23 protein-coding genes and 1 CRISPR repeat array are annotated in these 25,196 nt (G+C 57.4%); of the genes, 9 read left to right on the top strand and 14 right to left on the bottom strand.

Annotated features, from left to right (window positions below; translation table 11 throughout):
• Positions 1 to 183: 183 nt before the first annotated feature.
• A complete protein-coding gene (locus A3224_RS03235) occupies positions 184 to 591 on the top strand; it encodes a 3D domain-containing protein (protein ID WP_067151415.1) in 408 nt (135 codons plus the stop codon).
• A 90-nt stretch (positions 592 to 681) separates the two neighbouring features.
• Here the strand turns inward: A3224_RS03235 and A3224_RS03230 are convergent, their stop codons facing one another.
• A complete protein-coding gene (locus A3224_RS03230) occupies positions 682 to 1,206 on the bottom strand; it encodes a hypothetical protein (protein WP_067151412.1) in 525 nt (174 codons plus the stop codon).
• Positions 1,207 to 1,377: 171 nt separating this feature from the next.
• Positions 1,378 to 1,605: a hypothetical protein gene (locus A3224_RS03225; protein ID WP_231902447.1), complete on the bottom strand. Its 228-nt coding sequence runs from the start codon at positions 1,603 to 1,605 to the stop codon at positions 1,378 to 1,380.
• 213 nt (positions 1,606 to 1,818) lie between these two features.
• On the opposite strand from A3224_RS03225, the gene trhO reads away from it, so the two are divergent.
• On the top strand, positions 1,819 to 2,799 hold the full coding sequence (gene trhO / locus A3224_RS03220; RefSeq protein ID WP_067151406.1) for an oxygen-dependent tRNA uridine(34) hydroxylase TrhO: 981 nt from the start codon (positions 1,819 to 1,821) through the stop codon (positions 2,797 to 2,799).
• 249 nt (positions 2,800 to 3,048) lie between these two features.
• Here the strand turns inward: trhO and apbC are convergent, their stop codons facing one another.
• Positions 3,049 to 4,179, bottom strand: a complete 1,131-nt coding sequence (gene apbC / locus A3224_RS03215; RefSeq protein WP_231902446.1) for an iron-sulfur cluster carrier protein ApbC — start codon at positions 4,177 to 4,179, stop codon at positions 3,049 to 3,051.
• 187 nt (positions 4,180 to 4,366) lie between these two features.
• Here apbC and metG point away from each other — a divergent pair, with 187 nt between their 5' ends.
• The 4 genes from metG to A3224_RS03195 all read left to right on the top strand — a co-directional run bounded on the left by metG (position 4,367) and on the right by A3224_RS03195 (position 8,281).
• On the top strand, positions 4,367 to 6,406 hold the full coding sequence (gene metG, locus A3224_RS03210) for a methionine--tRNA ligase (protein ID WP_067157360.1): 2,040 nt from the start codon (positions 4,367 to 4,369) through the stop codon (positions 6,404 to 6,406).
• Positions 6,407 to 6,440: 34 nt separating this feature from the next.
• Positions 6,441 to 7,385: a D-2-hydroxyacid dehydrogenase gene (locus A3224_RS03205; RefSeq protein ID WP_067151403.1), complete on the top strand. Its 945-nt coding sequence runs from the start codon at positions 6,441 to 6,443 to the stop codon at positions 7,383 to 7,385.
• A gap of 98 nt (positions 7,386 to 7,483) precedes the next feature.
• Positions 7,484 to 7,735 carry a hypothetical protein gene (locus tag A3224_RS03200; RefSeq protein WP_067151400.1) on the top strand — a complete coding sequence of 84 codons (252 nt, stop codon included), beginning with the start codon at positions 7,484 to 7,486 and terminating at the stop codon, positions 7,733 to 7,735.
• 39 nt (positions 7,736 to 7,774) lie between these two features.
• On the top strand, positions 7,775 to 8,281 hold the full coding sequence (locus A3224_RS03195; RefSeq protein WP_067151397.1) for a hypothetical protein: 507 nt from the start codon (positions 7,775 to 7,777) through the stop codon (positions 8,279 to 8,281).
• 6 nt (positions 8,282 to 8,287) lie between these two features.
• Here the strand turns inward: A3224_RS03195 and A3224_RS03190 are convergent, their stop codons facing one another.
• A complete protein-coding gene (locus tag A3224_RS03190) occupies positions 8,288 to 8,551 on the bottom strand; it encodes a hypothetical protein (protein ID WP_067151394.1) in 264 nt (87 codons plus the stop codon).
• A 2-nt stretch (positions 8,552 to 8,553) separates the two neighbouring features.
• Between A3224_RS03190 and A3224_RS03185 the strand changes: the two genes are divergently transcribed.
• On the top strand, positions 8,554 to 9,441 hold the full coding sequence (locus tag A3224_RS03185) for an NAD-dependent protein deacetylase (RefSeq protein WP_067151389.1): 888 nt from the start codon (positions 8,554 to 8,556) through the stop codon (positions 9,439 to 9,441).
• A gap of 98 nt (positions 9,442 to 9,539) precedes the next feature.
• Here A3224_RS03185 and yghU read toward each other — a convergent pair whose 3' ends face one another.
• The 10 genes from yghU to A3224_RS03135 all read right to left on the bottom strand — a co-directional run bounded on the left by yghU (position 9,540) and on the right by A3224_RS03135 (position 23,646).
• Positions 9,540 to 10,433, bottom strand: a complete 894-nt coding sequence (yghU, locus tag A3224_RS03180) for a glutathione-dependent disulfide-bond oxidoreductase (RefSeq protein ID WP_067151386.1) — start codon at positions 10,431 to 10,433, stop codon at positions 9,540 to 9,542.
• Positions 10,434 to 10,687: 254 nt separating this feature from the next.
• Positions 10,688 to 13,768: a CRISPR direct-repeat array (repeat unit 29 nt; unit sequence CGGTTTATCCCCGCACATGCGGGGAACAG).
• A gap of 110 nt (positions 13,769 to 13,878) precedes the next feature.
• Positions 13,879 to 14,169, bottom strand: coding sequence for a type I-E CRISPR-associated endoribonuclease Cas2e (gene cas2e, locus A3224_RS03175; RefSeq protein ID WP_067151383.1), 291 nt, complete (start codon positions 14,167 to 14,169; stop codon positions 13,879 to 13,881).
• Positions 14,169 to 15,089 carry a type I-E CRISPR-associated endonuclease Cas1e gene (gene cas1e, locus A3224_RS03170; protein ID WP_067151380.1) on the bottom strand — a complete coding sequence of 307 codons (921 nt, stop codon included), beginning with the start codon at positions 15,087 to 15,089 and terminating at the stop codon, positions 14,169 to 14,171. The genes cas2e and cas1e overlap by 1 nt, the downstream gene beginning before the upstream one ends.
• Before the next feature lie 6 nt (positions 15,090 to 15,095).
• Complete coding sequence (gene cas6e, locus A3224_RS03165) at positions 15,096 to 15,791, bottom strand: type I-E CRISPR-associated protein Cas6/Cse3/CasE (RefSeq protein ID WP_067151377.1); 696 nt, start codon at positions 15,789 to 15,791, stop codon at positions 15,096 to 15,098.
• Entirely contained in the window at positions 15,791 to 16,513 is a 723-nt protein-coding gene (cas5e, locus tag A3224_RS03160; protein WP_067151374.1) for a type I-E CRISPR-associated protein Cas5/CasD, read from the bottom strand. Before cas5e ends, cas6e begins: the two co-directional genes overlap by 1 nt.
• Before the next feature lie 10 nt (positions 16,514 to 16,523).
• Positions 16,524 to 17,561 (bottom strand): type I-E CRISPR-associated protein Cas7/Cse4/CasC, encoded by a 1,038-nt coding sequence (cas7e, locus tag A3224_RS03155; RefSeq protein WP_067151371.1) that lies wholly within the window; start codon positions 17,559 to 17,561, stop codon positions 16,524 to 16,526.
• Positions 17,562 to 17,588: 27 nt separating this feature from the next.
• Complete coding sequence (gene casB, locus A3224_RS03150; protein WP_067151368.1) at positions 17,589 to 18,185, bottom strand: type I-E CRISPR-associated protein Cse2/CasB; 597 nt, start codon at positions 18,183 to 18,185, stop codon at positions 17,589 to 17,591.
• Positions 18,182 to 19,822, bottom strand: a complete 1,641-nt coding sequence (gene casA / locus A3224_RS03145; protein WP_067151365.1) for a type I-E CRISPR-associated protein Cse1/CasA — start codon at positions 19,820 to 19,822, stop codon at positions 18,182 to 18,184. The genes casB and casA overlap by 4 nt, the downstream gene beginning before the upstream one ends.
• Positions 19,823 to 19,862: 40 nt before the next feature.
• Positions 19,863 to 22,508 carry a CRISPR-associated helicase Cas3' gene (cas3, locus tag A3224_RS03140; RefSeq protein ID WP_231902445.1) on the bottom strand — a complete coding sequence of 882 codons (2,646 nt, stop codon included), beginning with the start codon at positions 22,506 to 22,508 and terminating at the stop codon, positions 19,863 to 19,865.
• A gap of 301 nt (positions 22,509 to 22,809) precedes the next feature.
• Positions 22,810 to 23,646 carry a WYL domain-containing protein gene (locus tag A3224_RS03135; protein ID WP_067151359.1) on the bottom strand — a complete coding sequence of 279 codons (837 nt, stop codon included), beginning with the start codon at positions 23,644 to 23,646 and terminating at the stop codon, positions 22,810 to 22,812.
• A gap of 299 nt (positions 23,647 to 23,945) precedes the next feature.
• Between A3224_RS03135 and rsxA the strand changes: the two genes are divergently transcribed.
• Positions 23,946 to 24,521, top strand: coding sequence for an electron transport complex subunit RsxA (gene rsxA, locus A3224_RS03130; protein WP_067151357.1), 576 nt, complete (start codon positions 23,946 to 23,948; stop codon positions 24,519 to 24,521).
• A gap of 3 nt (positions 24,522 to 24,524) precedes the next feature.
• Positions 24,525 to 25,133 (top strand): electron transport complex subunit RsxB, encoded by a 609-nt coding sequence (rsxB, locus tag A3224_RS03125; RefSeq protein ID WP_067151355.1) that lies wholly within the window; start codon positions 24,525 to 24,527, stop codon positions 25,131 to 25,133.
• The last annotated feature ends 63 nt before the right edge of the window (positions 25,134 to 25,196 follow it).

The raw sequence follows: 25,196 nt of genomic DNA, 5'->3' as shown, positions 1-25,196 counted from the left end.
TAAAAAAGAAAGATAAAACGGTCGGCTTTTTACCGGCCTTCAGCAAAAAGTTGATAAGTGACCATCAACCCGTAATATAGCCACCACTGCTCAATTATTGATCAGTTATTTCCAAAGACACTTGGACTTCTTCATTGGCGCACCATTTGCCTGTGACCAAATGACACCTGGAGGTATCGGGACATGACGAAACAGACTCTGCGCAATACCGTACTTTTTATAATTGTTTTCCTCTCGGCGGCAATCAGCCTTAACGCCTCCGCCACCATAAAGAAAAAAACCATGACGGTCGACGCCACCGCCTATAACTCGGTGCCAGGCCAAACCGACAGCAATCCCTGGATTGCGGCCTGGAACAACCGACTGCGCCCCGGCGACAAGATAATCGCCGTCTCCCGCGATCTTGAAAAACACGGCCTGACTAATGGGGCCAAGGTTAAGATCGAAGGCTTGCCCGGCATTTACACCGTGCGCGACCGCATGAACAAACGCTTCAGACGACGCATAGATGTTTGGATGGGCAAAGATGTCAAAAAGGCGCGCCGCTGGGGCAAGAAGAAACTGAAAATTACCTGGCACCCGGCAAAATAACCCAAAGAAGCAATAACACAACACCATTGAGTACGGCCCCGAGCCCCAGCATACCCCGCCATTGGCGGGGTATTTTTTTACGAAGCACGGTCACGGCTCGGTTTCAGCGGCGACACCCGGCAGTTCGACACAATCGCGGTTGTCGATGTAATAGAGACTCGGCTGGCGGTTTTCGTTGTAGCGGTGCTCCGGCCCCTTATCACCAAAAACTATCAGATACTCGGATTTGACCCAGTCGTCATTTACCCGGTATTCGCTCAACCACAGCAGCGAGGGCATCCCCTCGTAGCAGCGGCCATAAAACATGCGCGTCTTCTCCACCAGAGTCTTACTCAGGTAATCGACGTAGCGACCGGGATAGGTGTAGCGCTCACTCGCAGCCTCTATGGCCGCCACATCTTCTCCAGGTCGGGGTATTTTAAAAATGTAAATGGCGGGATTTTCATCGCAGTCCAGGCAGCTGCGTCCGGCAACAACCGCATAGCCACCCAATTCGGCGACCAGCCGGACTTCTTTCAGGCCGGTCTTGAGCAGGTGTTGGTCAGAGAGCTGAAGGGGGATTGCCACCCCGGGCAGGGACAATAACAGCAGGGGTAGGAGGCGAATCGCTCGCATAGGAAGGGTACCGCGAATCGGGTCGCACCGCCGGGAACAATCAGTCCGTGGTTGCTCCACGGCGGCACTGCGATTGGGTTGTGCTGTTACACTGTCGCGATTCCCTTCTGCTGTAACCTTAGCACAGCGTGGGCAGGCGACGCGGCGTCGCTCGCGCGGGGAACTCGCCCGCTACCAGTGCTCGTCCGCTTCCTGTACCGGGCCCACGAAGGCCGCTATGCCCTCTTCGCGCAGCGCATCCAGTGCCTCATCCAACGCCTCCTGCTCCGTATCGAAGGAATCCTCCCACACGGTGGAGTTGTTGTTCTCGTCCACTATCTCGAGCAACCAACCGCCCTCGCCATCCTCGTAAATATCGATCTGGACGGTCACATCACCTTCGCGGTAGGTCTGGCTCAAGTCCGACTCTCGGGGTGCAAAATCTTCATCCATGGCTATGGCCTCGCTGTGGTGCTGCCGAACTGTGACAACTTGCGGCCCGGAGGTCAATGACTTTTCGCCGCAGGCCCCAGTGATTGATAAATGTACGACAACAACGTGCACCTGGGATAAAATGCGCGGCGATTTTTTCTGCTCCGGATTTACGCTCCGGCACTGCAATGAGGAAGTAATATGAATTCCACCGTCGTGTGCGCACTCTACAAGTTCGTCACCCTGGACGACTTCGAATCCCTGCGCGATCCCCTGCTCAAAGTCATGCTCGACCGGCAAGTCCGCGGCACCCTGCTGCTGGCTCGCGAAGGCATCAACGGCACTGTGGCCGGCTCCCGCGAGGGCATAGATGCCCTGCTGGCGCACCTGAAATCCGACCCGCGCCTGGCGGACCTGGATTACAAAGAATCCTACACCGACAAGCCCCCCTTCCTGCGCAGCAAGGTGAAGCTGAAGCGAGAAATCGTCACTATGGGTGTAGAGGGGATAGATCCGCGGCGCAGCGTCGGCACCTATGTCAAACCCGCAGACTGGAACGCGCTCATCTCCGATCCGGAGGTGCTGCTGATCGACACCCGCAACGACTACGAATATCAGGTGGGCACCTTCAAGAATGCGGTGAACCCCAAGACCGACAGCTTCCGCGAGTTTCCCCAGTACGTGCAGGAAAACCTGGACCCGGACAAACACAAAAAAGTGGCCATGTTCTGCACCGGCGGTATCCGCTGCGAAAAGTCCACCGCCTATCTGAAAGAGCAGGGCTTTAAAGAGGTCTACCACCTGCAGGGCGGCATTCTCAAATACCTGGAAGAAGTGCCCAAAGAAGAGAGCCTGTGGGAGGGCGAGTGCTTTGTCTTCGATGACCGCGTCACCGTCAACCACGACCTGCAGCCGGGCAACTACGACCAGTGCCACGCCTGCCGCATGCCGGTCACACCGGAGGACAAACAATCTCCCCTGTACGAACAGGGCGTCAGCTGTCCCCACTGCCACGACAAGGTCTCCGAGGAAAAACGGGCCCGACTGCGCGAGCGGGAGAAACAAATCCAGCTGGCCAAACAGCGGGGCGAACCGCATATCGGCCAGGAGGCGCGGGAAGCCATCGCCGCGCGCCGCCGCCGCAAATATTCACTGCGCAAGCGGCAAGCCGCCCAATCCTGATCCCACAGGGTTATGCGGCCTTTTTAAGAACAATCAGAGAGCCTGTGCTTAATTTGCACGAGCGCTGTAGCTAGCCCTGTGGCGCTCAAGCAATGGGGTAGGCATTTCGAAAACGCACCAGTACATCCCTGTAGCTCCGCCGGATACATCCTTGTATCCGACGGTTTCGAAATGCCTACCCCATCACTTGAGCTTCGCCCCAGACTCGACTTCTCTTTCTCCCCTGGGCGCAGATACCTCAAAGCGCCCTTAGGACACTTCAATTTGCGGTAAATCCTCTTCACCGGCGTTCAGCCAGATCTGCGCCGCAGCGCGGCGGGCGATATCGCGGTAAAGCCCCGCAATCTCCCCCTCCGGGTCCGAGGCCACAGTGGGCAAGCCGCCATCGGCGTCCTCTCGGATCGCCAAAGTCAGGGGAAGCTGACCGAGCAGGCGGGTCTGGTAATCGGCGGCGATGCGCTCGCCACCGCCGCTGCCGAAAATCGGTTCGCTGTGGCCGCACTGGGAACAGGTGTGCAGGGACATGTTCTCCACAATGCCCAGCACCGGTACCGATACCTTGCGGAACATCTCCACCCCCTTGATGGCATCTTTTAACGCCAGGTCCTGGGGCGTAGTCACAATTACCGCACCGGCGAGGGTGGTGTTCTGCGCCAGGGTCAGCTGAATATCCCCGGTGCCCGGAGGCATATCCACAAACAGGTAATCCAACTCACCCCACAGAGTTTGCGTCAAAATCTGATTCAAAGCGCCGCTGGCCATGGGGCCGCGCCACACTGCCGGGGTTTCCTCCGTCATCAAATAGCCCAGGGACATGGTCTTCAGCCCCCGAGCCTCTACCGGCAGGAAAAATTTCTGCTCCTTAACATCCGGGCGTACCCCCTCGGTACCGAGCATGGTGGGCAGACTGGGACCGTAGATATCCGCATCCAGCAGGCCGACACTGGCCCCCTCGGCCGCCAGTGCCAGAGCCAGATTCACCGCGGTGGTAGACTTGCCCACACCGCCCTTGCCCGACGCCACCGCGACAATATTTTTGACGCCCCGCAAAGGTTCTGGCGCATCCGCCGCGCCAGTGACCGGAATGTCACTGAACAGTTCGAACTGCAGCTGCGCCTCTCCCAGTGGACCGCCCTTGAGCGTCGGCAGGCAGGCCTCGCGCAGCCGCGCATCCCAGTCCGCCTCCCGGCCGGCACAGGGATAACCGAGGGTGAGGCCGACGAACACAGTGCCTCCCTCAAAACCCACCTCAATCTCCGCGTCCAACTCGTCCAGCGGCAACCCGGTGGCCGGATCGTGCAACTGCCCCAGGCTCTCCGCCAGGCGCTCCAGCTCCACCTGCACCTCCGCGGGCAGATGATCGTGTTCGTGATCGCTCACAGCTCTTCCCTCTCGACGAATGTAAATTCGGCGGCATTGTGTCGGATCACCTCCGCCAAAGCCAGCCGCATCGTGCCCCGGCGGAAAGCCCCGCGCTCCCAGCCACCCCGCAAATCTGCTATATTCCGCGGTCTTTTTACGATGTCCGGCCGCTCCGGCCAAAACCCCTCAGCCGATGGAAAAACCGATGTCCGAAACGCGCCCCACACCGCGAAAAATCCTGGTCACCAGCGCACTGCCCTACGCCAATGGCTCACTGCACTTAGGCCATGTGCTCGAATATATCCAGACTGACATCTGGGCCCGCTTCCAGCGCGCGCGCGGCCACCAGTGCCTCTACATGTGCGCCGACGACGCCCACGGTACCGCCATTATGCTCAGGGCCGAACAACTGGGCCTGACGCCGGAACAGCACATCAGCAATATGCAGGCGGAGCACGAGCGCGACTTTTCCGGCTTCCTGATCGACGTGGACAACTACCACTCCACCCATTCGGAGGAGAACCGCGAGCTGTCGGCCATGATCTACCGGCGCCTGTCCGAGAACGGCCATATCGCCTCGCGCACCATTACCCAGGCCTTCGATCCGGAGAAACAACTGTTTCTGGCCGACCGCTATATCAAGGGCACCTGCCCGCGCTGCGGCACCCCGGATCAATACGGCGACAACTGCGAGGCCTGCGGCGCCACCTACAGCCCTACGGAGCTGATAGATCCCGTGTCCGCCATCTCCGGCGCCACACCGGTCGAAAAAGAGTCCGAGCACTTCTTCTTCACGCTTCCGGCCTTCAGCGACTTTTTGAAGCAGTGGACCCGCGCGGGCCACCTGCAGGAGGAAATGGCCAACAAGCTGGCGGAGTGGCTGGAAGAGGGCCTGCAGGAGTGGGACATCTCCCGCGACGCCCCCTATTTCGGTTTTGAAATTCCGGATGCCCCCGGCAAATACTTCTACGTCTGGCTGGACGCCCCCATCGGCTATATGGCCAGCCTGAAAAACTACTGCGACCAACGCGGCCTCGACTGGCGGGATTTCTGGAAAAAAGACAGTGACGCCGAGGTGTACCACTTTATCGGCAAAGACATCGTCAACTTCCACGCCCTCTTCTGGCCCGCGATGCTGCACTCGGCGGACTTCCGCACCCCCACCAAGGTGTGCGTGCACGGCTTTTTGACCGTCAACGGCAAAAAGATGTCCAAATCCCGCGGCACCTTTATCAATGCGCGCAACTACCTCGACCACCTGGACCCCGAGTACCTGCGCTACTACTTCGCCGCCAAGCTCACCGCCGGTGTCGACGACCTGGATTTGAACCTGGACGACTTTATCGCCAAGGTGAATTCCGACCTGGTGGGCAAGGTGGTGAACATCGCCTCGCGCACCGCCAAATTCGTCAACAAATCCGGCGGTGTACTGGCGAACGCACTCGCCGACGAAGCCCTCTGGCAACAGTTTGTCGAGGCCGCGCCGCGCATCGCCGAATACTACGAGAGCCGCGAATACGCCCGCGCCATGCGCGATATCATGGCACTGGCCGACGCCGCCAACGCCTGGATCGCCGACAAGGCGCCCTGGTCCCTGGCCAAGGAGGAAGGCAAAGAGGCCGAAGTTCTGGCCATCTGCTCCCAGGGTGTCAACATGTTCCGCGCCCTGATCACCTGGCTGGCACCGGTGCTGCCGAATACCGCAGCCAAGGCGGCGCAATTCCTCAACTGTGAACTGGACTGGGCCGCGGCCACCACCCCACTGGCCGACCACCAGATCAACAAATTCAAACCCTTGATGCAGCGTGTAGAAAAATCTCAGGTGGACGCCGTCATGGAAGCAGCCAAAGAATCCCTGGCAAAACTGCAGGCAGAGGCAAAGCCCGCCAGCGGTCCGCTGGCCGAAGAACCCATCGCACCGCAAATCCAATTCGACGACTTCGCCAAGGTGGATCTGCGCATCGCACTCATCGCCAACGCAGAACATGTCGAAGGCGCGGGTAAACTGCTGAAGCTGACCCTGGATCTGGGCGGTGAAACCCGCCAGGTATTCGCCGGTATCAAGAGTGCCTACAACCCCGAGGATCTGATCGGCAAGCACACCGTGATGGTCGCCAACCTGGCCCCGCGCAAAATGCGCTTCGGCGTCAGCGAAGGCATGGTGCTCGCCGCCGGCCCCGGCGGCAAGGACCTGTGGATACTCGAACCCCACGAAGGCGCCAAGCCGGGCATGCGGGTGATGTAAACCCAGTCTTTCAGCAAGCAAACGGGATTCAGCGATGCGCGGCGTATTCCTCGATACTCTGACCATGAAACTGGAAGAACTGGACACCTCCGCTCTGGAGGCGTCCCTGGACCACTGGGACTTCTTCCAGACCACCGCGGCGGAGGAAACCGCCGCGCGCATCGCCGGCGCGGACGTGGTGGTCAGCAACAAGGTGGTCCTCGATCGCCCCCTGATCGAAAGCGCCCCGAACTTAAAGCTGATCTGTGTCTGCGCCACCGGCACCAACAACATCGACCTGGAAGCGGCCGAGGCCCGCGGTATCCCGGTGCGCAACGTACAGGGCTACGCCGGCACCTCTGTGCCGCAACACGCCCTGGCACTGATGCTGGCGCTGGCCACCCGCTGGCACCAGTACGACAGTGACGTGAAATCCGGCCGCTGGAGCCAGTCGCCGATTTTCTGCCTGCTGGAGCACCCGGTGGTAGAGCTGGCGGGCAAGAAGCTCGGCATTATCGGCTACGGCAATCTGGGGCAAAGATTCGCCCAACTGGGCCGATCACTAGGTATGGAAATTCTGGTGGCGGAATCCTTTACCGGCCGCCGACAGGAAGGCCGGGTGCCGCTGGTGCAACTGCTGGCGGAATCCGATGTCATCAGCCTGCACTGCCCCCTCAGCGCGCATACAGAACGGCTGGTGGACGGAGACTTCCTCGCCGCCATGAAACCCGGCGCCTTCCTGATCAACACCGCGCGCGGCGGCCTGATCGATGAACCGGCCCTCGCGGCCGCTCTGAAAAGCGGCCACCTGGGCGGCGCCGCCCTGGACGTTTTGAGCGCGGAACCCCCACCGCCGGACCATCCGCTATTGGCCGCCGATATCCCCAACCTGATCATCACCCCGCACAGCGCCTGGATCAGCCGCGAAAGCCGCCAGCGACTGCTGGACGGCGTGGTGGAAAACATCCGCCGCTGGCGCAGCGGTGCGGCAAACCCGTAAAAGTGCCCGCGCTGAACCTCAAGTCACACCCAAGTTAACGATTTGCCGACCGCGACTCTAGGATACTGGGACCCATTTCCAAGAGTGAGGAACGCGTTATGGCCACGGCAAAAACCTCTCAGCAAAACTCCGGTCGGGAAAAGTTGGCTCAGGCTTACCAACTCGCCGGTGAGGCAGCGAGCGAAACAGCGGAGCACCTGAAAAAGCGGGCTGCCACCACACTGAAAACCGGCAAACAACAGGCCAACAACTTAGAGAAACGTGCCGAAGACACAATTAAGGCGCACCCGGTGCTCAGTGTCGGCTGTGCTTTTGCCGTGGGCTGGGTAATTGCCAAACTGCTGAAATAAACACCACACGTCAAACCGTACCAGCGGGATCGGCATTCAATGGCAAACACCAATCAAACACGGCCTTCTGGAAACACCCACCGCCAGACTGCGGACAAGCTGGCTGGCGGTGGTGAAGCGGATTCAGCACATGGCCACACAGGCACAGAAGATACGCCACCACCGCCAGGCGGCACGGACAAAGCGTTGACACAAACAGAAGCCACACTGACGCTTATGTCAGCGTGGCTTGAAAATTTGCGCGCGCTAGCACAGCTGGAGCTGAGCCGCACCCTCACTGCCGGCAAGCGCCTTATCGCCCTGCAGCTGCTGCTCCTGCCCCTGGCCATCACACTGGTACTGAGTTTCTGCGGTGGTGCGGGCCTGATCGGCTATCGCTACTCGCAATCGATTTACGTCGGTTTTGCCGTATTTGTACTCGCGCAAGTCCTGATTCTGGCGGCAATCCTTCTGTACCAGCGCAGGCTAGGCACTCTGCTCGGCTTCAGTGAAACCAAGCGACAGCTACAAGCGGCGGTTCGGGATGTCCTTGAGATCTTTAAGTAAAGCGATTCAACAGCACAGCCGGGAAATGGAAAAACAACGGGCCTGCGCCGTGGTCTTGCTGAATCGGCAAAAAAACAGTGTAACCGCAGGCTTGCGGCGTATTTCCCTGCCCGCACTGATCGGCCTTGCGGCAATCGGCGGTTTCACCGCGCAGCGGCTGTCGCGCACCCGGATGCCTTCCCGCGCCGCCAGGCTGCTGCTTTCGTGGCGGAAACTGTCATCACTTTGAGGCATACTCTCGGCACCCACCAGATACTCTGCCGGTGCCACCCATGACCCTCAGCCCCCTAAACGCGAGTGCGCAAACCTTCGCGCCGCCCTGCCCGCAGCAAACCACCGTTGCAGAAGCGGCCGCCGAGCACTTGGCCGCTTTTATCCGCCGTTATCCGCGTTTGATGATTCTCACCGGGGCCGGTGTCAGCACCGATTCCGGCATTCCCGACTACCGGGACCAGGACGGCGCCTGGAAACGCAAGCAGCCCGTGCGGCACGGGGACTTTATGAGCAGCCTGAGTACCCGGCAGCGCTATTGGGGCCGCAGCCTGATCGGCTGGCCGACCATGCGCCGGGCTCAGCCCAACGCGGCGCATCGGCATCTGGCGGAGCTGGAGCGGCGGCAACACACAGAACTACTGGTAACCCAGAATGTGGACCGACTGCACCAGCGCGCCGGCAGCCGACGGGTACTCGACCTGCACGGCCGTGCAGATGAAGTTATCTGTATGCACTGCGGCTACCGCTGCGACCGCCAGGCGGTACACGAACGCTGCCACACCCTGAACCCCGATTTTCGCCGCCACAACGCCACCGCCGCGCCGGACGGCGACGCCGATCTGGAAGTGGATTTCAGCGGATTTTGCGTCGCCGACTGCCCCCACTGCGGCGGCATCCTCAAACCGGATGTGGTTTTCTTTGGCGACAATGTCCCCGGCGAGCGAGTGCAAATAGCGCTGAATGCGCTAGAGGCCAGCGATGCCCTGCTGGTAATCGGCTCCTCCCTGATGGTTTATTCCGGCTACCGCTTCTGCCGCTATGCGCGCGACTGGCGCAAACCCATGGCGGCACTCAACCTGGGCCGAACACGGGCGGACGACATGCTCGACCTCAAACTGAACGCGCGCATCGGCGAAACCCTCGCCGCCGCGCTCGCGCTGCTTTAAGGGACCGCCGCTGTATTCACACGGGAGTTGTAGTGGGCTTCGGGGCGCTCAGGCAAAGGGATGGGCTTCTCACCTGACCCCGAAGTATTTTTAACCAATTAATCAGTGGTTTCCCGGGAATCCCCGTCGGGGCCGATCTTATCCTGAGTGCGGCGGTCAAAATCGCTGGCATCATGCCGCTCGTGCAGTTGCTCAGCCGGCTCGCCCCAAGTGCGGTTCACCATGCGCCCGCGCTGCACCGCCGGACGCTGCGCTATCTCTTCCGCCCAGCGCACCACATGCTTATAGCTTTGCACATCGAGAAACTCCCCCGCGTCATAGAGGGCATTTCTGACCAGAGCGCCGTACCAGGGCCAAATGGCCATATCCGCAATGGTGTATTCCTCACCAGCCACATAGCGGTGCTCAGCCAACTGCCGGTCCAGCACATCCAATTGGCGCTTCACTTCCATGGTGAAGCGGTTGATGGGGTACTCGTATTTTTCCGGCGCATAAGCGTAGAAGTGACCGAAGCCGCCACCCAAATAGGGCGCGCTGCCCATCTGCCAGAAGAGCCAGTTGAGACACTCAGTGCGCTGCGCCGGTGCTTGCGGCAGAAATGCGCCGAACTTTTCCGCCAGATAAAGCAAAATGGAACCGGACTCAAACACCCGGATAGGTGGATTCGCGCTGCGATCCATCAGCGCCGGAATCTTAGAATTGGGATTCACTTCCACAAAGCCACTGCCAAACTGATCGCCCTCGGTAATTCGGATCAGGTGCGCATCGTATTCCGCCCCCTCGTGCCCCAGCGCCAGCAACTCTTCGAGCATAATGGTTACCTTAACGCCGTTGGGCGTGGCCAGCGAGTACAGCTGCAATGGATGTCTGCCAACAGGCAGGGACTTGTCGTGCGTAGGACCGGCCACAGGGCGATTGATACTGGCAAAGGCGCCGCCGTTCCCGGGTTCCCATTTCCACACCCGAGGCGGGGTATAGGTGTTATCCGTCATACTTAGACTCCGTATTGTGTTATTTAGCGCGCGAAGGGGATGTAACATGGATAGAGTATCCGCACGCAATATCAAAACCCTTACAGACTAACCCCACCGAAAGCCTCTGTCGCCATCTAAAGTTGCGGGATTCTTGCCAGTTTCTGTATCTCCCGCAGCCGCGCCGGAATCAGGCACACAGCTCCGGTTTCGCCGATTTATTTGCAGGGTTGGGGATAACAGCCGACGATTAGACAAACGAGAAGAGTCAATATCGGTTTATCCCCGCGCATGCGGGGAACAGCGCTTCAGCGTCTGGCTCTTCCCCAGTCCGCTCGGTTTATCCCCGCACATGTGGGGAACAGCGTTTGCCCGGCCACTATCTGAACCCAGTTCGCGGTTTATCCCCGCACATGCGGGGAACAGGCCCCATGATACGCCGCAGTTCAAACGACAAACGGTTTATCCCCGCACATGCGGGGAACAGGTACGGGCGTTCGATTCTGTGATCCGTGCCTCACGGTTTATCCCCGCACATGCGGGGAACAGGTCAGCCTTTTCGCGCACAGTGCGAACCACCGCGGTTTATCCCCGCACATGCGGGGAACAGAATCCAATACCTAAATAATCGCCAATACGACCCGGTTTATCCCCGCACATGCGGGGAACAGGACTCGGGCGACGTCAATTTCTTCACCGTGTACGGTTTATCCCCGCACATGCGGGGAACAGCAGGTGACCAGTGTGAGCGCGGCGCCGCCAAACGGTTTATCCCCGCACATGCGGGGAACAGGTCAAAATCCTCCCAAAGCAAACGCAAGGGGACGGTTTATCCCCGCACATGCGGGGAACAGTGAATTGAACGTTTTCAGCCATCGTTTGGCCTCGGTTTATCCCCGCACATGCGGGGAACAGTTAATGCGTATAGCAAGGATTCTGCGCAAATGCGGTTTATCCCCGCACATGCGGGGAACAGGGGTGCAGACCGGCCGCTTTAGCATCAGCCACCGGTTTATCCCCGCACATGCGGGGAACAGTTCCTCTTAGTTCTGCGCCCGTTGGGCCAGTTCGGTTTATCCCCGCACATGCGGGGAACAGGGTTAGAAACTCGGGGGGATCGATTGCCCCCCCGGTTTATCCCCGCACATGCGGGGAACAGCGGATGATTATCAGTTTTTCCGAGGGGTGGAGCGGTTTATCCCCGCACATGCGGGGAACAGATCGCAAGCGAACTAAGCGAAGGCTAAGCGAACGGTTTATCCCCGCACATGCGGGGAACAGAGCTTGGCAGCGATTACCAGACCGCAAAAATACGGTTTATCCCCGCACATGCGGGGAACAGTGGCGCAGGCTGCGCCCCTCGTCCACTAGGCGCGGTTTATCCCCGCACATGCGGGGAACAGTGCCGCAGATGTTTGTTAAAACCGCCAGCGGTCGGTTTATCCCCGCACATGCGGGGAACAGATATCTCAAGCCGGCGCGACGTTGGCTGAAGGCGGTTTATCCCCGCACATGCGGGGAACAGCCGTTACAGGTAACCCGTCACGTTTTGGGCGTCGGTTTATCCCCGCACATGCGGGGAACAGTCCAAAACCTGTTCCCGTCTGGCCGGGAAAAACGGTTTATCCCCGCACATGCGGGGAACAGGATATAGGGAGGATTTTAGATTGATAGTTTTTCGGTTTATCCCCGCACATGCGGGGAACAGCTTTCGTGTCGTCGCACATCTTGAGAGCGGCTCGGTTTATCCCCGCACATGCGGGGAACAGGAAACCGCGTGCGCGCTGTCAATATCGCCCCGCGGTTTATCCCCGCACATGCGGGGAACAGTTGTTTGCTAGTCGGTTAATCAGCCAGTCGGCCGGTTTATCCCCGCACATGCGGGGAACAGATCTGTAGAAATGTTGTATACAGTAAGAGCTACGGTTTATCCCCGCACATGCGGGGAACAGGCCAAAACCCCGGACATGCGGCGGCATCCCAGCGGTTTATCCCCGCACATGCGGGGAACAGCTTTGTGCTGCGAGTAATAGTGATTTCGTTAACCGGTTTATCCCCGCACATGCGGGGAACAGAAAACGTTATCACGGGGAGGCCGCCTAGCGGCCGGTTTATCCCCGCACATGCGGGGAACAGCACACCGATAACCCGCAGCGTGTGGGACGACACGGTTTATCCCCGCACATGCGGGGAACAGTACCTCGTAATCCCATTCAACCATCTCCAGCACGGTTTATCCCCGCACATGCGGGGAACAGTTATAGCGTAGATGCGTGGGTTTTTGAAATTACGGTTTATCCCCGCACATGCGGGGAACAGAATTCCCTCTGATAGAAATCAGTTTTATCACTCGGTTTATCCCCGCACATGCGGGGAACAGAATTTATCCGGTATGCTGGTCTCGGTGAGAAACGGTTTATCCCCGCACATGCGGGGAACAGACGCAGCGGAACATAAAAATGGTGCACGCGAACGGTTTATCCCCGCACATGCGGGGAACAGTTCAGCATAAATTGGAATCGATACTGCCGATTCGGTTTATCCCCGCACATGCGGGGAACAGTGAATTGAACGTTTTCAGCCATCGTTTGGCCCCGGTTTATCCCCGCACATGCGGGGAACAGTTAGAGCGCAACGCAGCCAGACCATGTCCGTACGGTTTATCCCCGCACATGCGGGGAACAGGGTAACAAATACAGCGCATTCGGAGGTGAGAGCGGTTTATCCCCGCACATGCGGGGAACAGTTGTACTGTGGATAGCGAGGCGTTTACTGGCTCGGTTTATCCCCGCACATGCGGGGAACAGAATCGCCACAAAAAAAGGCCGCGCGAAGCGGCCGGTTTATCCCCGCACATGCGGGGAACAGGGACCTCATCAATAACAATCAAACTATCGTGCCGGTTTATCCCCGCACATGCGGGGAACAGAGCTCGCGCTGTTCAATCACGCATCCATGGTGCGGTTTATCCCCGCACATGCGGGGAACAGATTATTACACCCTATACGGGCGTGGTTATATCCGGTTTATCCCCGCACATGCGGGGAACAGGCCTCTATTTTTGCCTCCCGAATTGCCGCCCGCGGTTTATCCCCGCACATGCGGGGAACAGATAAACATACAGTTACCCCGCTAGGCTGATCGCGGTTTATCCCCGCACATGCGGGGAACAGGTAAACCGTGTGCTCGGTGATTCCAGACAATGCGGTTTATCCCCGCACATGCGGGGAACAGCTGGAAATGATCGCGCACAAGATCGGTCGTATCGGTTTATCCCCGCACATGCGGGGAACAGATTGCCAGGGTCGCGCCTTTATTCCGAATCGGCGGTTTATCCCCGCACATGCGGGGAACAGACTAAACATACATGATTGATTTATAAAGAAAAATACATCCTTTAAAAATCTACCAACCAGATTGAGCAAAAGACAATCAAATTGTTAAAGAGCATTATGGCAAAGAGGAATTACTCTGGAACCGGAAGAAAAGACACTAATCGCAAGCCGTCATAGTCGATGGGTACACGCCGGTTTTTACCGCAGGTCTGGAAGTCAAAACCGGATTCCGTGTTGGTGGCCCAGCACATGGCGACATTGCCCTCTTCCACCAGGGCTTCAATCTGCTCCCAGATCATTTCCCGCACCCGCTTACTGACATCGCCCACGTAGACGCCAGCGCGGATCTCCAGCAGCCAGACCGCAAGCCGACCACGCAATCTGGGAGGGACGTTTTCCGTTACCACCACCAGCATACTCATTACTGACTCCTGTGGCCCGCGTCTCCAAGGGGCTCCGGTTCCGGGATAGCTGGAGGTTGGGTGTCCTCTGGTGGCTCGGGCGGGTCGATGCCGCCGGCGGCCAACACTTCTTCGATGGTGGGAATAATTTTCTTGAGTAGTTGCGTTTTCCTAAAGGAGTCACGGCAGGCGATGCGCACGGCCCGATCAGGAGAAGAAGGATTTTCAGCGGCAATGCGAAACGCCACGGGCACCACGGTATCGAACTTGAAAATGTCGGCAATATCGTAGACGAAGGACAGCGGCTTGCCGGAGTGGATAAAGCCCACCGCCGGCGCATACCCCGCCGCCAGCACCGCAGCTTCGGTCACACCGTATAGGCAGGAAGTGGCGGCACTCAGACACTGATTGGCGATGTCCGCTTTGTTCCACTGCTTAGGATCATAGCGGCGGCCATGCCATTCCACACCATACTGCTGTGCCAATATCTGATAGGTCTTGCGCACCCGGGCACCTTCGATGCCGCGCAGCTGATTCACACTTCGGCGCTCGGGAGCGGGCTCGCCAAAACGCAGCTCGTACATCTTCCGCACAACCTTCAGCCGCAGAGTCTCGTCCAACGCCAGTTTGGCCTGATAAAGCAGGCGATCTGAGCGGGCGCCACCGGGTTGGCCACTGGCATAGAGGCGCACTCCAGCTTCGCCTACCCAGATCAACAATGTGCCGGTCACCGCCGCCAGTTTGACGGCGGCGTGGGAAACGCGGGTTCCCGGTTCCAACATAACACAGGCCACGGACCCCACTGGAATGTGCTTGCGCTCTCCGTTTGTTTCATCCACCACCACAAAGGCGCCATCCTTTACGTCGATGCGCCCGTAGTACACAAAGACCATGGAGACGCGTTCTTTCATGGGAATAGGTTTGAGCGGTATAAAGGTCATGCGGCGCTACCCGCGCCGCACCATCAGCATCCCGCACCCGAAGGCGCGACTACGGCCCACGCCGTTGAACAGGGCCGCGCGCAACCGCGCCGGATCGGTCACGGTGATCACCCCTTCATAATCCACGGATGAAAAGCGGATTTGCCGCTGTTGCCGCCGCCACTGGTGCTGGCGGTAGCCACTCAGCTGCGGCGACATATTCAAGCTAAAGCCCCACTGTTCACAACGGCTTTTCAACCATTGTTCGGCGCTAGCTTCCATGGCCGCACGCACTTCTCCGGGGGTATCCCGGCCCTGCTGGCGACAATGCCACTTGGCATCCATCAGTACGTCATGACGGCGGGAACTTTGTTTACCGGTACTTTTTCGAGCTACGGTGGGATTCGCACGTAATTTAAAAAGCAGTCGGTCTCCCGGTGATAACTGCGGGTCGAAAGGTTTGCTCTCACACTCCAGTAACCCCGGTACCGGCACGGGTGCACGAGAAGACAGCACATAGAAAAGTGGGAGCCCCCGCGGCGATTCATAAGTATCCAATTGTTCTTTTTCCATTTCCTGGCGGAACAGAAAAGGCCTCTCTTCCGATTCAGTGAAGAGCTTCCACAACAATTGATGGTTGGCGTAGGCATCGCCAGCGAGTAATTTCACCAGGGCATTGCGGTCCATCCCCTGGATCGCCACTCTGACTCGGGATAAATACATCAGGCTTCCTCCCTAAGACGTGCATGGTGTTCCCTGCGGTTTCCAAACTGCCAGCGGTCCCTGCTGATAAGATCATCCGTCAGCTGGCGGGTGTCCTGTACCTCGATATCACCGGCATCACCTTCCCAGTAATAATCCACGCTTTCCGGTAAATTCAACCAGCGCGCCTGTTGATCACAGATGCGGGGCGGCACTGCGGCGAAGGCTTCTCGCAGCCCTTTCGCTTGCACTTTTTGCGGCGCCATTGGCACTGCGAGTGGGCACGCTTTGCGGCCCAAATAAGGCGTGAAAACCGGAGCGCGTAACGCCGCTTCCAATTCATCCAGATTCCAGTCGCTTTGCTCGTTGAGCAATACTGCCACCTGCCAAAGTCCATCCTGGCGGTATTCGCGGGAAGACAGCACTGTATTAAGTTTTTCCTTGGGGACGCTCAATTCATCCTTGCGGGTAAAATAGCGGGCCTTCTTATCCCGACCCGGCACTTGCACCGTGTGATAGTCCCGCATCAATCGGCCAGCGCTGTGTTGCTTTACCGCAAAGCGCACGGATGCGGCCAGCGCCTGTTGGTTGGGGCCGTCATCCCGGCGAATGCCTAGGGCCGCCGCCAGTAAGCCCAACAGTGCGGCGCGGCCCGGGTGGTCGGCGCTGGGGCGGGTTTCCCCCACCGCCGGCGCCCCCCAACTGGCCAGAGGGCCGTAAAGTTGGAATATCAATGCTTCCACTGGGCGCCTCCTAGTCCTGTTTGAGAAAATCCATCAGCTCCCGGAAACTGCCTTCTCCTGTATGGGCATTGAGGCTGTAGCGTTTTTCGGCACACTCGCCATACACTTGATCGAAACGCTGTGCCTGCTCTTCCAGCCGGGCAATGGCATCGGTGGCCTGATCCTGCCCCTGCACCGGCTTGAGAAATGCCACTGACAGTGAACGTGGCTGCTGGGAACCTTTTTCAGCCAGAACGTAAGACGCATAGGCCCGCGAGCCGAAACTGTTTTGCTTTCCGGAAGGGGAGACTTTAATCGCCGCTTCCGCCAGCGCTGCAATGGCTTTATCCGCCAGTTCCGCATCGCCACCCAGGTTGTCTACCAGCTGGTCTCGGTTGATGCACACATAGCTGTAAAATAAACCAGCGGCGAAGCCCGTCTCGCCGATATGGGCGGCGCCCCGGTCTTCATCGCCTTTATTGAGATCGTCCACGGCGGTGAAGTAGTCATCTTCGATGACGACAGGATGAACAGTGATGGCATGGGCTACTTGACAGGCGGCTTCCACATTAAACGCGGGGTCGTCCGCCAACATCCGCCCAAACAGGCCGATATCTGCCGCCGCAGGGTTCTTGCGCAACAGATCCAGCTCTTCTTTTTCTGGCCCGCGCTTCTCTTCAATCAGCGTCTCGGTAAGCGCATCCACAGCCTGGCGTTCCTCGGGGCTGATGTGCGCCAGTTGCGACAGTTCCACACTGCCTTTTTCCAGTTTTCCGAAAACATCAGCAATTTCCCCCGCCCATTCCTTCGCCTTACCTTCTGCAATACCAGCCTCTTGCAAGCGCGCCATAACTTCCAGCCCCAGGCGTTTGGTGCGGACACCGAGATGACCGGCCAATGCCTCCTGAAAAACATCGGAAGTGCGCCAGTGCCGCTTAAGTGATTGTGAAGACACCCGCAGCCGTTCGGCACCACCCATAAAAGCGGTTTTTGGCCTTCCCAAGTCATCCCGGTTCAGGTTGGCGGGCGGGTAGGAGGTCAGAAGATGAAGCTGAATATAAGTGCTCATAAGATCAGTCCTTTATGGTATGAGGATTTATTTTGAGTAGGCGCTCAGCGCGGTGAAGTAATCTGTTGCCCAGCGTACGGCCAGGCGGTCCATAGGTCTGGCGCTTTGGTGTCCCTCGTGCTCATAAAACCAGTGCAATATGTCATCGGCTAGAGACAGTACCGGCGCCTTCTTATTGATTAATGCCAAAGCCCGGCGCAAGCGCGTCAGGAAATCATCCCCATCCCGGCTTTTCTGTAAGCGCGCGAAACGCAATTCGCTCATAAAGGGTTTTCCGCTCTTCTCTTTTTGTGCACCCAGACACTTGGCAAAAGTCACCGTTTTATCGTCCGGTTGGTCCCGCACTTCCGCCAACGCGGCAGCCACACAGGCCCAGGCCAGAATATCCCGATCGCGGCGCCGTCCGGTTTGTGCCAACGCCATCCATAAATTTCTGAAGGCTTCAGTCAAAAGCACCGCATCCAATGAGTAACAGCGCCGCAATTCAGCCCGTGCACCACGTTGGTTACCCTGCTTTTTGTTTCTTTCATGGGGATTAATTCCCTGAAGTTTTTCCCACCAGTGGAGAACTACGTCTCTCACACTTTCATCTTTTAATTTTTGGTAGTAAGGTGTTTCGTTCATGCGGTCTCTCCTTGTTTTGCGCGGGCACTTTGCGGTTGGCCACTATCATCCAGACGCCCAGTCTTGCGAAAAGCTTTGGCTTCTGTTCCTTGGTGGAGTCGTTTTTTAAAGTTTTTTCTGGCCCTGGTAATCCGCTTCATATCCAATTGCTCCAGCGGACTGCTCAGGACAAATTCATCAAATAGCGCCGCCGCCTGGCGGGTAACCGTACGATACCAGTGCGCGGCTATCTCCGGAGGAAAACGCTGTGGCGGTGCATCTCCAGACAGCCGCTCGCCCAGTTCCATCAGAAGTTGATAAAAATCATGCTCAGTGGTTTCCCACAGAGAAGCGCTGATATAACCCATGTTCCCTTTGACTTCCTTGGGATTTTTAAACCAGGCTTCTTTAACTGCTTTAATCAATGACGAAGAGCTATCTTCTGTCAGAGATATCATTTGTTTCAGCCAAATTTTTGCTAGCGGATACGCCTCTTTAGACAAAGCTAATAAAGGCATATACGAACTATACCAACCCCGTGTTTTTCCTTTATCTAGGTCATAACCAAAAGCCCAAATAAGGAAAACATCTGGCATTTCGATTCCTACATCATCTGCTATTTCCACTTTTTGATAGTAGTCAGTCACACATTTAGCAGGAACGCTCCCAGAGCCATCCGAATCTTCAAACGCTAGCACACCCCAGTATTTATAGCCGATGCCATCTTCACTCGCCTTTCTTGCATAACTTGTTTCATTAGGCTTATTATTTTTTTTACCGTAAGGGGTAAGATAATGATCCCAATCACCCTTATAGTTATATCCGTAGGTTTTAATCCTTACTTCTCTTGCTAACTCATTGGATCTCCGGCCACATATATCGCATAAACCATCTTCACTTAGAAATATTACGCGCATCCTTTGCGGCATGGCCCAATACATATGTACTGGGTGAACTTGGTCAAAAAGGACTTCCTCATCATTCTCACTGGTTCGAGTTGGCCCCATCCATGGAAAAGTATGGGATGATTCCACGCTAGGCTTCTCGCACCCAAGAAACTCAATATCAATTACATTAAGCCATAATTTTTCCCACAACGAGCTATTTTTCTCTACAGGCATAACAACTGTTGTTATTGGCCCTCCACCTCTAAGCCCCGTTCGATAACGTGCCCCAATAGCCTGCCCAGTCGAATTGAAGTTATATAAAGAAATCGCTGTGCATGCTTTACAGAATTTTGGATTGCTCCTACCTTTAACAAAAAAATCTCTGTTTTGTTTTTTAGCATTATCTCCCGGAGAATCAACCAAAATAATTTCAATACTACTTGCCTTGGAATCTTCAAGAAGATCAAAATCCTGCATAAATGCCGGCCCGGCACTATCCAGTTCAAATGCGGGCTGCCATTTTTCCAGGACTTCCCTGAGCTCATCTATGGAAGGGGGCGTTTGATACAGCCTTACCCATTCTTCTTTGTCTTCCGGGGCCATAGCTGTCTGTAACAGGCCAATCAAAAACTGATAGGCCGCGCCCTGAAAATCCTCTCTAGGTAACGCCAAGTCGATAATTTCCGGGTCTACCATTGCGGTGACAGGCAGGTATTCCTGGCTGCCGTCGCGGCGCCGGAAAGGCAGCCATGGGGCGATCAGTAGGTTCACAACATTGCTCCTTGCTTACTTTTTTGAGTGTTCTGGTTTGCTATTCCCCATGATTGGAGACACGACGCAACCCCACGTCCCCGCTATACTCGATAGAGGAGCCGCCTTCTTCCACCAGCCACAAACGGCTGTACTTCAAGCCAGAACAACATTCCAACAACTGGTCTTTCTCATTGGACAACGCCTGCGGCCATTCCGGCAGACACCTTGCCAGGGACTCGCGAACCCGAAGCTGGCTCAACTCCCAGGCGAATTGCTCCGCCTCCACCCAGGGTTTAAGAGCGCCATCTGCCCCCCTCCGCACCAGAGTGATTGTGATGCTGGGTTCCTCGCTCAAGCGGGTGCCAATCTCTATCTCCAGATCTTCAAACCAACTGCGGCTGGCTTCCGTGCTGTATCCCTTGTCCATATCCAGGCGGTTGAAGGCGGCCATAGCTCTTTGGCTACTGCGTTCGCCCTCCTGCTGCAGATGCCGTTGCTGCAGCCCCTCGGGAATACGGGGTTCGGCATCCTCGCCAAATACGGATTCGATCAGGTGACGGGCGCAACCGGGCATATCGATACCGCCATCTTCACGCAGGGCTTTCAGTGTCAGCCAGAGTTGTCCGTGGTCGCGATAGACCGCAGCTGTACCCGGCATGGGATCAGACAGCCAATCCGGACCGGGCTGTTCTTCGTAAGGAGGCGCCAACAGATACAAGACCGGTAACGGGCGCTGGTCATCGCCCGCCACTGGGTTACCACTGCCATCCCGCCGGTGGCGATGCAGGCGCCCGGCGCGCTGGATCAGCAGATCCATGGGAGCGAGATCGCTGATCATCTGATCGAAGTCCAGGTCCAGGGACTGCTCCACCACCTGGGTACTAACCAGAATCCAGCCGGCCCTGCTCTGTGCATCAGACTCTTTACCAAAACGTTGCAGTGCGGCCTGCTCAATCGCTTGGCGGTCCGCCATAACGAAACGGCTGTGAAACAGCATGATTTTTTCCGGGTTCGCCGCCCGCTCCTGCAATGCCTGATAAGCGGCGATGGCGTCATCCACGGTATTGCGTATCCAACAGGCGCACTGACCACTTTCGGCGATATTAAGCAGGTGCTGAATCACGGTGTCCGGCTCGTGCATTGTTTCCACCGCTACCCGGCGGATGACACTGTCGCGGGTTGCCAGCGGAAATTGCTCCAGCCCTTTATCTGTGATCCGCGTAGCAAGAGGGAAAGATTGCTCCAGGCTCACGGGAGTTTCGTCCAGATATCGACCACTCCGATATGCCGCAATAAGTCGCCGCTTCATAGCGTGGGGCAAGGTGGCGGTAAGCAGGATAGCGCTGCCGCCCTGGCGCGCATGGGCCCGCAGCACTTCTTCCAAAAGTCGAGCCATGTAGTCATCACAAGCATGGACTTCGTCTACCACCAGAACTTTGTTCGCCAAACCAATCAGGCGCAACGCTTGATGTTTGAAAGGCAATACGGCCATCAAAGCCTGGTCCACGGTCCCCACACCTATGTCTGCCAGCAATGCCTTTTTGCGCGAGTCGGCAAGCCATTGGTTACAGGCTTCGGAAGCGGTCTCTTCCTTTTCGCCATAGGTGTGATCCCGCAATTGCTCGCTCACTATCGAGCGCGTAAAACGCGTATTGAGGTGACGCGCTCCGTGGGCCAAGACCAGATTGGGCACTTGTCCGCTGTCGTACCAGCGGCGATATTGGTCGGCTATGCGGCCGTACATGGCATTGGAGGTGGCCATGGTAGGCAGCCCCAAATAAACACCCTGAGCCTGCCCGTTCTCCAGCAGGCGGTGCACCAAAATCATGGCTGCCTCTGTTTTTCCAGCACCGGTAACATCTTCGAGCACAAACAGCTGGGGGCCGTCCGCCCAGTCCAGGTCCTGGGCCCACTGCTGCAGAGGTGTTGGCGAAAAACCAAAAAATTTTTCAACGCCAGGGAAGCGGGCCGGTAGCAATTCGTGACCAAAACCGGTTTTTTCCAGGGCTTTCGCCGCTTGTGGCAGTGCGGTGTTATGCCAGTAGTCCTCCAATATTTGAGGTTCGGACCGGTAGGGGAATAGGGACTGGTCTGAACCAAGCCAATCTGCCACTACAGCAAATCCAGCCAGGTGCCAAGTTACTTGCTGAAATTGTTTGAGCCAGTTTTTGTCTCGCACCTGCCGCTCTGGCCATTGCGGGCAAAGCCACTTGGCGACCTCGCAGGTATATTCCCAGGCCGCCAGACGATCTTCGGGAAATCCCGGTGAAGGATGTTGGTTTGTGCCCGCATCCACCGGAAGCCCGTGGTGGCCAAAGGCCATGTTCAGCAACAACCGAAGAAATTTTTTCGAGCCACTATCCGTCTCACCCCATCCCCAGGCGCAAAGCCCCTGCTGCTTGAGTTCACCTCTAAAAAAAGCTTTGAGGAAAACGGCACCCGCCTTACTGTGATGGGGCCATTCCCCTGAGCCATAAGCGAGACCGGAGTCCGTCTCTACCAGACCCGGCACACCCGGCTCGGCCAGTGACTGAAACGCTCTGGAAAACTTTCCCAGATCATGCAGCGCCAGGCTGAAGACATATAGGGATTGCAACTGCTCCGGCTCCAGCGACAACTGCGATGCTAAATCGCGGCACCGGGCAGTACGCGGAGAGAACAAGTGATAGCCAACCGCAGCGACATCCAGGCTGTGAAATGGCAATAAGTGACAGGGCGCTCCATCAAGATCAGCGTTCGCTTTCGCTTTTCCCCAATAGCGGAAATAGGTTGGAGCATCATTCCACATTAACACCAAACCCCCCGTTACTCCTTTTATTCATTCATGGCTGTTGCGCTTGAGCAACAGCCACTTAGCTCCGATCGGCCTTAATTCTGGCGAAATAATCCAAAGCCCCCTTGCCGTTGACACAGCACCCTAACGATTCCTTTTACACTGGCCAACGCTGAAAAAATTTACAGGTAAACTCAGTTGACACTCCCACCCATTTTTCTTTTACCAACCCTCAGAAAAGCCACTCTTTCACGTCATCTTCGTTTACAAGCACCAGCTGCTGAGCCTCCGGCCGCCCGTCCAGCATTTTGGTGTTCACCTGCATTTCCTTGAGCAGGTAACTGGCCAGTGCGGCGCGGGTCTTCAGGCATAGTTGGCCGCCTTCCATGTTGTAATCGTGTTCAAGCACGGCCTTTTTCTCCGGGGTTAGGCGTGCATCCGGTTCCAGCACCAGGGTGATTTCAGTGTTCCAGGCAATATCTGCCTCGGCAGTGTGGGGGGATTGGTCCAGCACTTCCGGTTGTCCGAGGAAGCGGCTGAGTACGAAATCGCGGTATTGCCGGTTCTTTTCGCACCAGGCGCGCAGATGCCAGCGCAATCCGGTATTGACAAAGGTGTGGGGGACAATAATGCGCCCCTCTCCGTTCGGATTGGAGATGGAGCCGTAATCCACTTCTACCCGCCGGCCCTCGCGGATGGCGCGGACCAGTGGTCGCATCACTTGCGGGGTGACATTGCGGGCGGGGTGGCGCAGTACGCAGTTGGGCAGACTGTAAGTAGCGTCGGCCGGCAGTGCACGCGCACTGAGCCCGGCCATCCAGTTGAGGTATTCGGCAACATCCGCGCTGATATAGTGGCGCTGGAAATCCGGGCTGGGGGTATATCCCTTTTCTCTGGGGCAGTAGTCACGCAGATTCCCGGGGCAAATATCTCGGTAGTCGTTGATATCCTTACTGGCACATTGGCGGGTGACACCAAAGAATTCTCTCAGGTGCCTGGTGTTAAGGCGCCCTTCCCAGTAGGCGATCAGTTCGATCAGCCAGAAGCGGCGCTGCTGGGGGTCTTCCATCCGGTAGCCTTCCTTTTCAGCAGACAGAGGCGGCTGATGCCGTGAACCAGCGCACAGTCCTATGCGGTTCTACCGGAGGCGATACAAACGTGTCAATTACAGGCCGTTACACGCCATTACACACCGCAGACGCCCCCTGGCAGCAACCGAGTTGAAGGCTTCCCGGCACTCACCCATAATACCGCCCCTGCGCGGCAATCCACGGCCCGCCAGACGCTTCCGCCGGGCTGCTTAGGCGCTCTTCCCCGTTCAGACTGCGGTTCCTAGGCCCCGTCTGCTTGGCTCTAACCGGATTTTCTATGACCGAATTCGCCGTCATATTGCTCAGCACCATACTGGTCAACAACTATGTGTTGGTGCAGTTTCTGGGGCTGTGCCCCTTCATGGGGGTTTCCAATAAGCTGGAGACCGCCGTGGGCATGGCGGGGGCAACCACCTTTGTGCTGACGCTGGCCTCCATTTGCTCCTACCTGGTGAACACCTATCTGCTGGAGCCCTTTGGCATCGAATACCTGCGCACCATTTCCTTTATATTGGTGATTGCAGTGGTGGTGCAGTTCGCGCGCATGTTTATCCAGAAGACCAGCCCCCTGATGTACAAAGTTCTGGGCGTCTTCCTTCCTCTTATTACGACCAACTGCGCGGTGCTCGGCGTAGCCCTGCAGAACACTATGAAGGCGCATAACTTCCTGCAGTCCACCCTCTATGGCTTCGGCGCGGCGGTGGGCTTCTCCCTGGTATTGATTCTGTTCGCCTCCATGCGCGAGCGGCTGTTCGCGGCGGATGTGCCACAGCCCTTCAGGGGTGCGGCCATCGGTATGATTACCGCCGGGTTGATGTCCCTGGCGTTTATGGGCTTTAGCGGCCTGGTGTGAGCGATGCTGGACTGGTTTTCTGAAATTTCCACTCCCCTGCTGATTCTCGGCGGCATGGCGCTGGCCTTTGGCGCACTGCTGGGGTTCGCTGCGGTGCGCTTTAAAGTGGAAGGGGACCCGCTGGTGGAGCAGGTGGATGCGCTACTGCCGCAGACCCAGTGCGGCCAGTGCGGCTATCCCGGCTGCCGCCCCTACGCCGAGGCGATAGTTCACGGCGAGAAGATCAATAAGTGCCCTCCCGGCGGCCAGTCCACCATTAACGCGCTGGCAAACCTGCTGGATGTGGAACCCATGCCACTGGATGCGGAGCACGGCGAGGAAAAAGAAACCAAGATGGTGGCTTTTATCCGCGAGGCGGAGTGCATCGGTTGCACCAAGTGCATCCAGGCCTGTCCGGTGGATGCCATCGTGGGGGCGGCCAAGTATATGCACACAGTGATCTCGGACGAATGTACCGGCTGCGATCTGTGCGTGGAGCCCTGCCCGGTGGATTGCATTGAGATGGTCCCCCTGGAGACGCCATTGCAGGGATGGCACCCGGAGAAGCCGCCGGAAGGAATAGAACTGATTGCCAGTGATCGCCGGCAGCTGAGTAAGAGGAGTGCCGCGTGAGCAGCGAACAGCAACAACTGCGGCGGGAGTCCGCGCTCGAGCGTCGCGCCGCCCGAGAAGCGC

The sequence above is a fragment of the Microbulbifer thermotolerans genome (assembly GCF_001617625.1).
Classification (GTDB): Bacteria; Pseudomonadota; Gammaproteobacteria; order Pseudomonadales; family Cellvibrionaceae; genus Microbulbifer; species Microbulbifer thermotolerans.
This window is presented reverse-complemented; position numbering and strand designations above follow the sequence as displayed.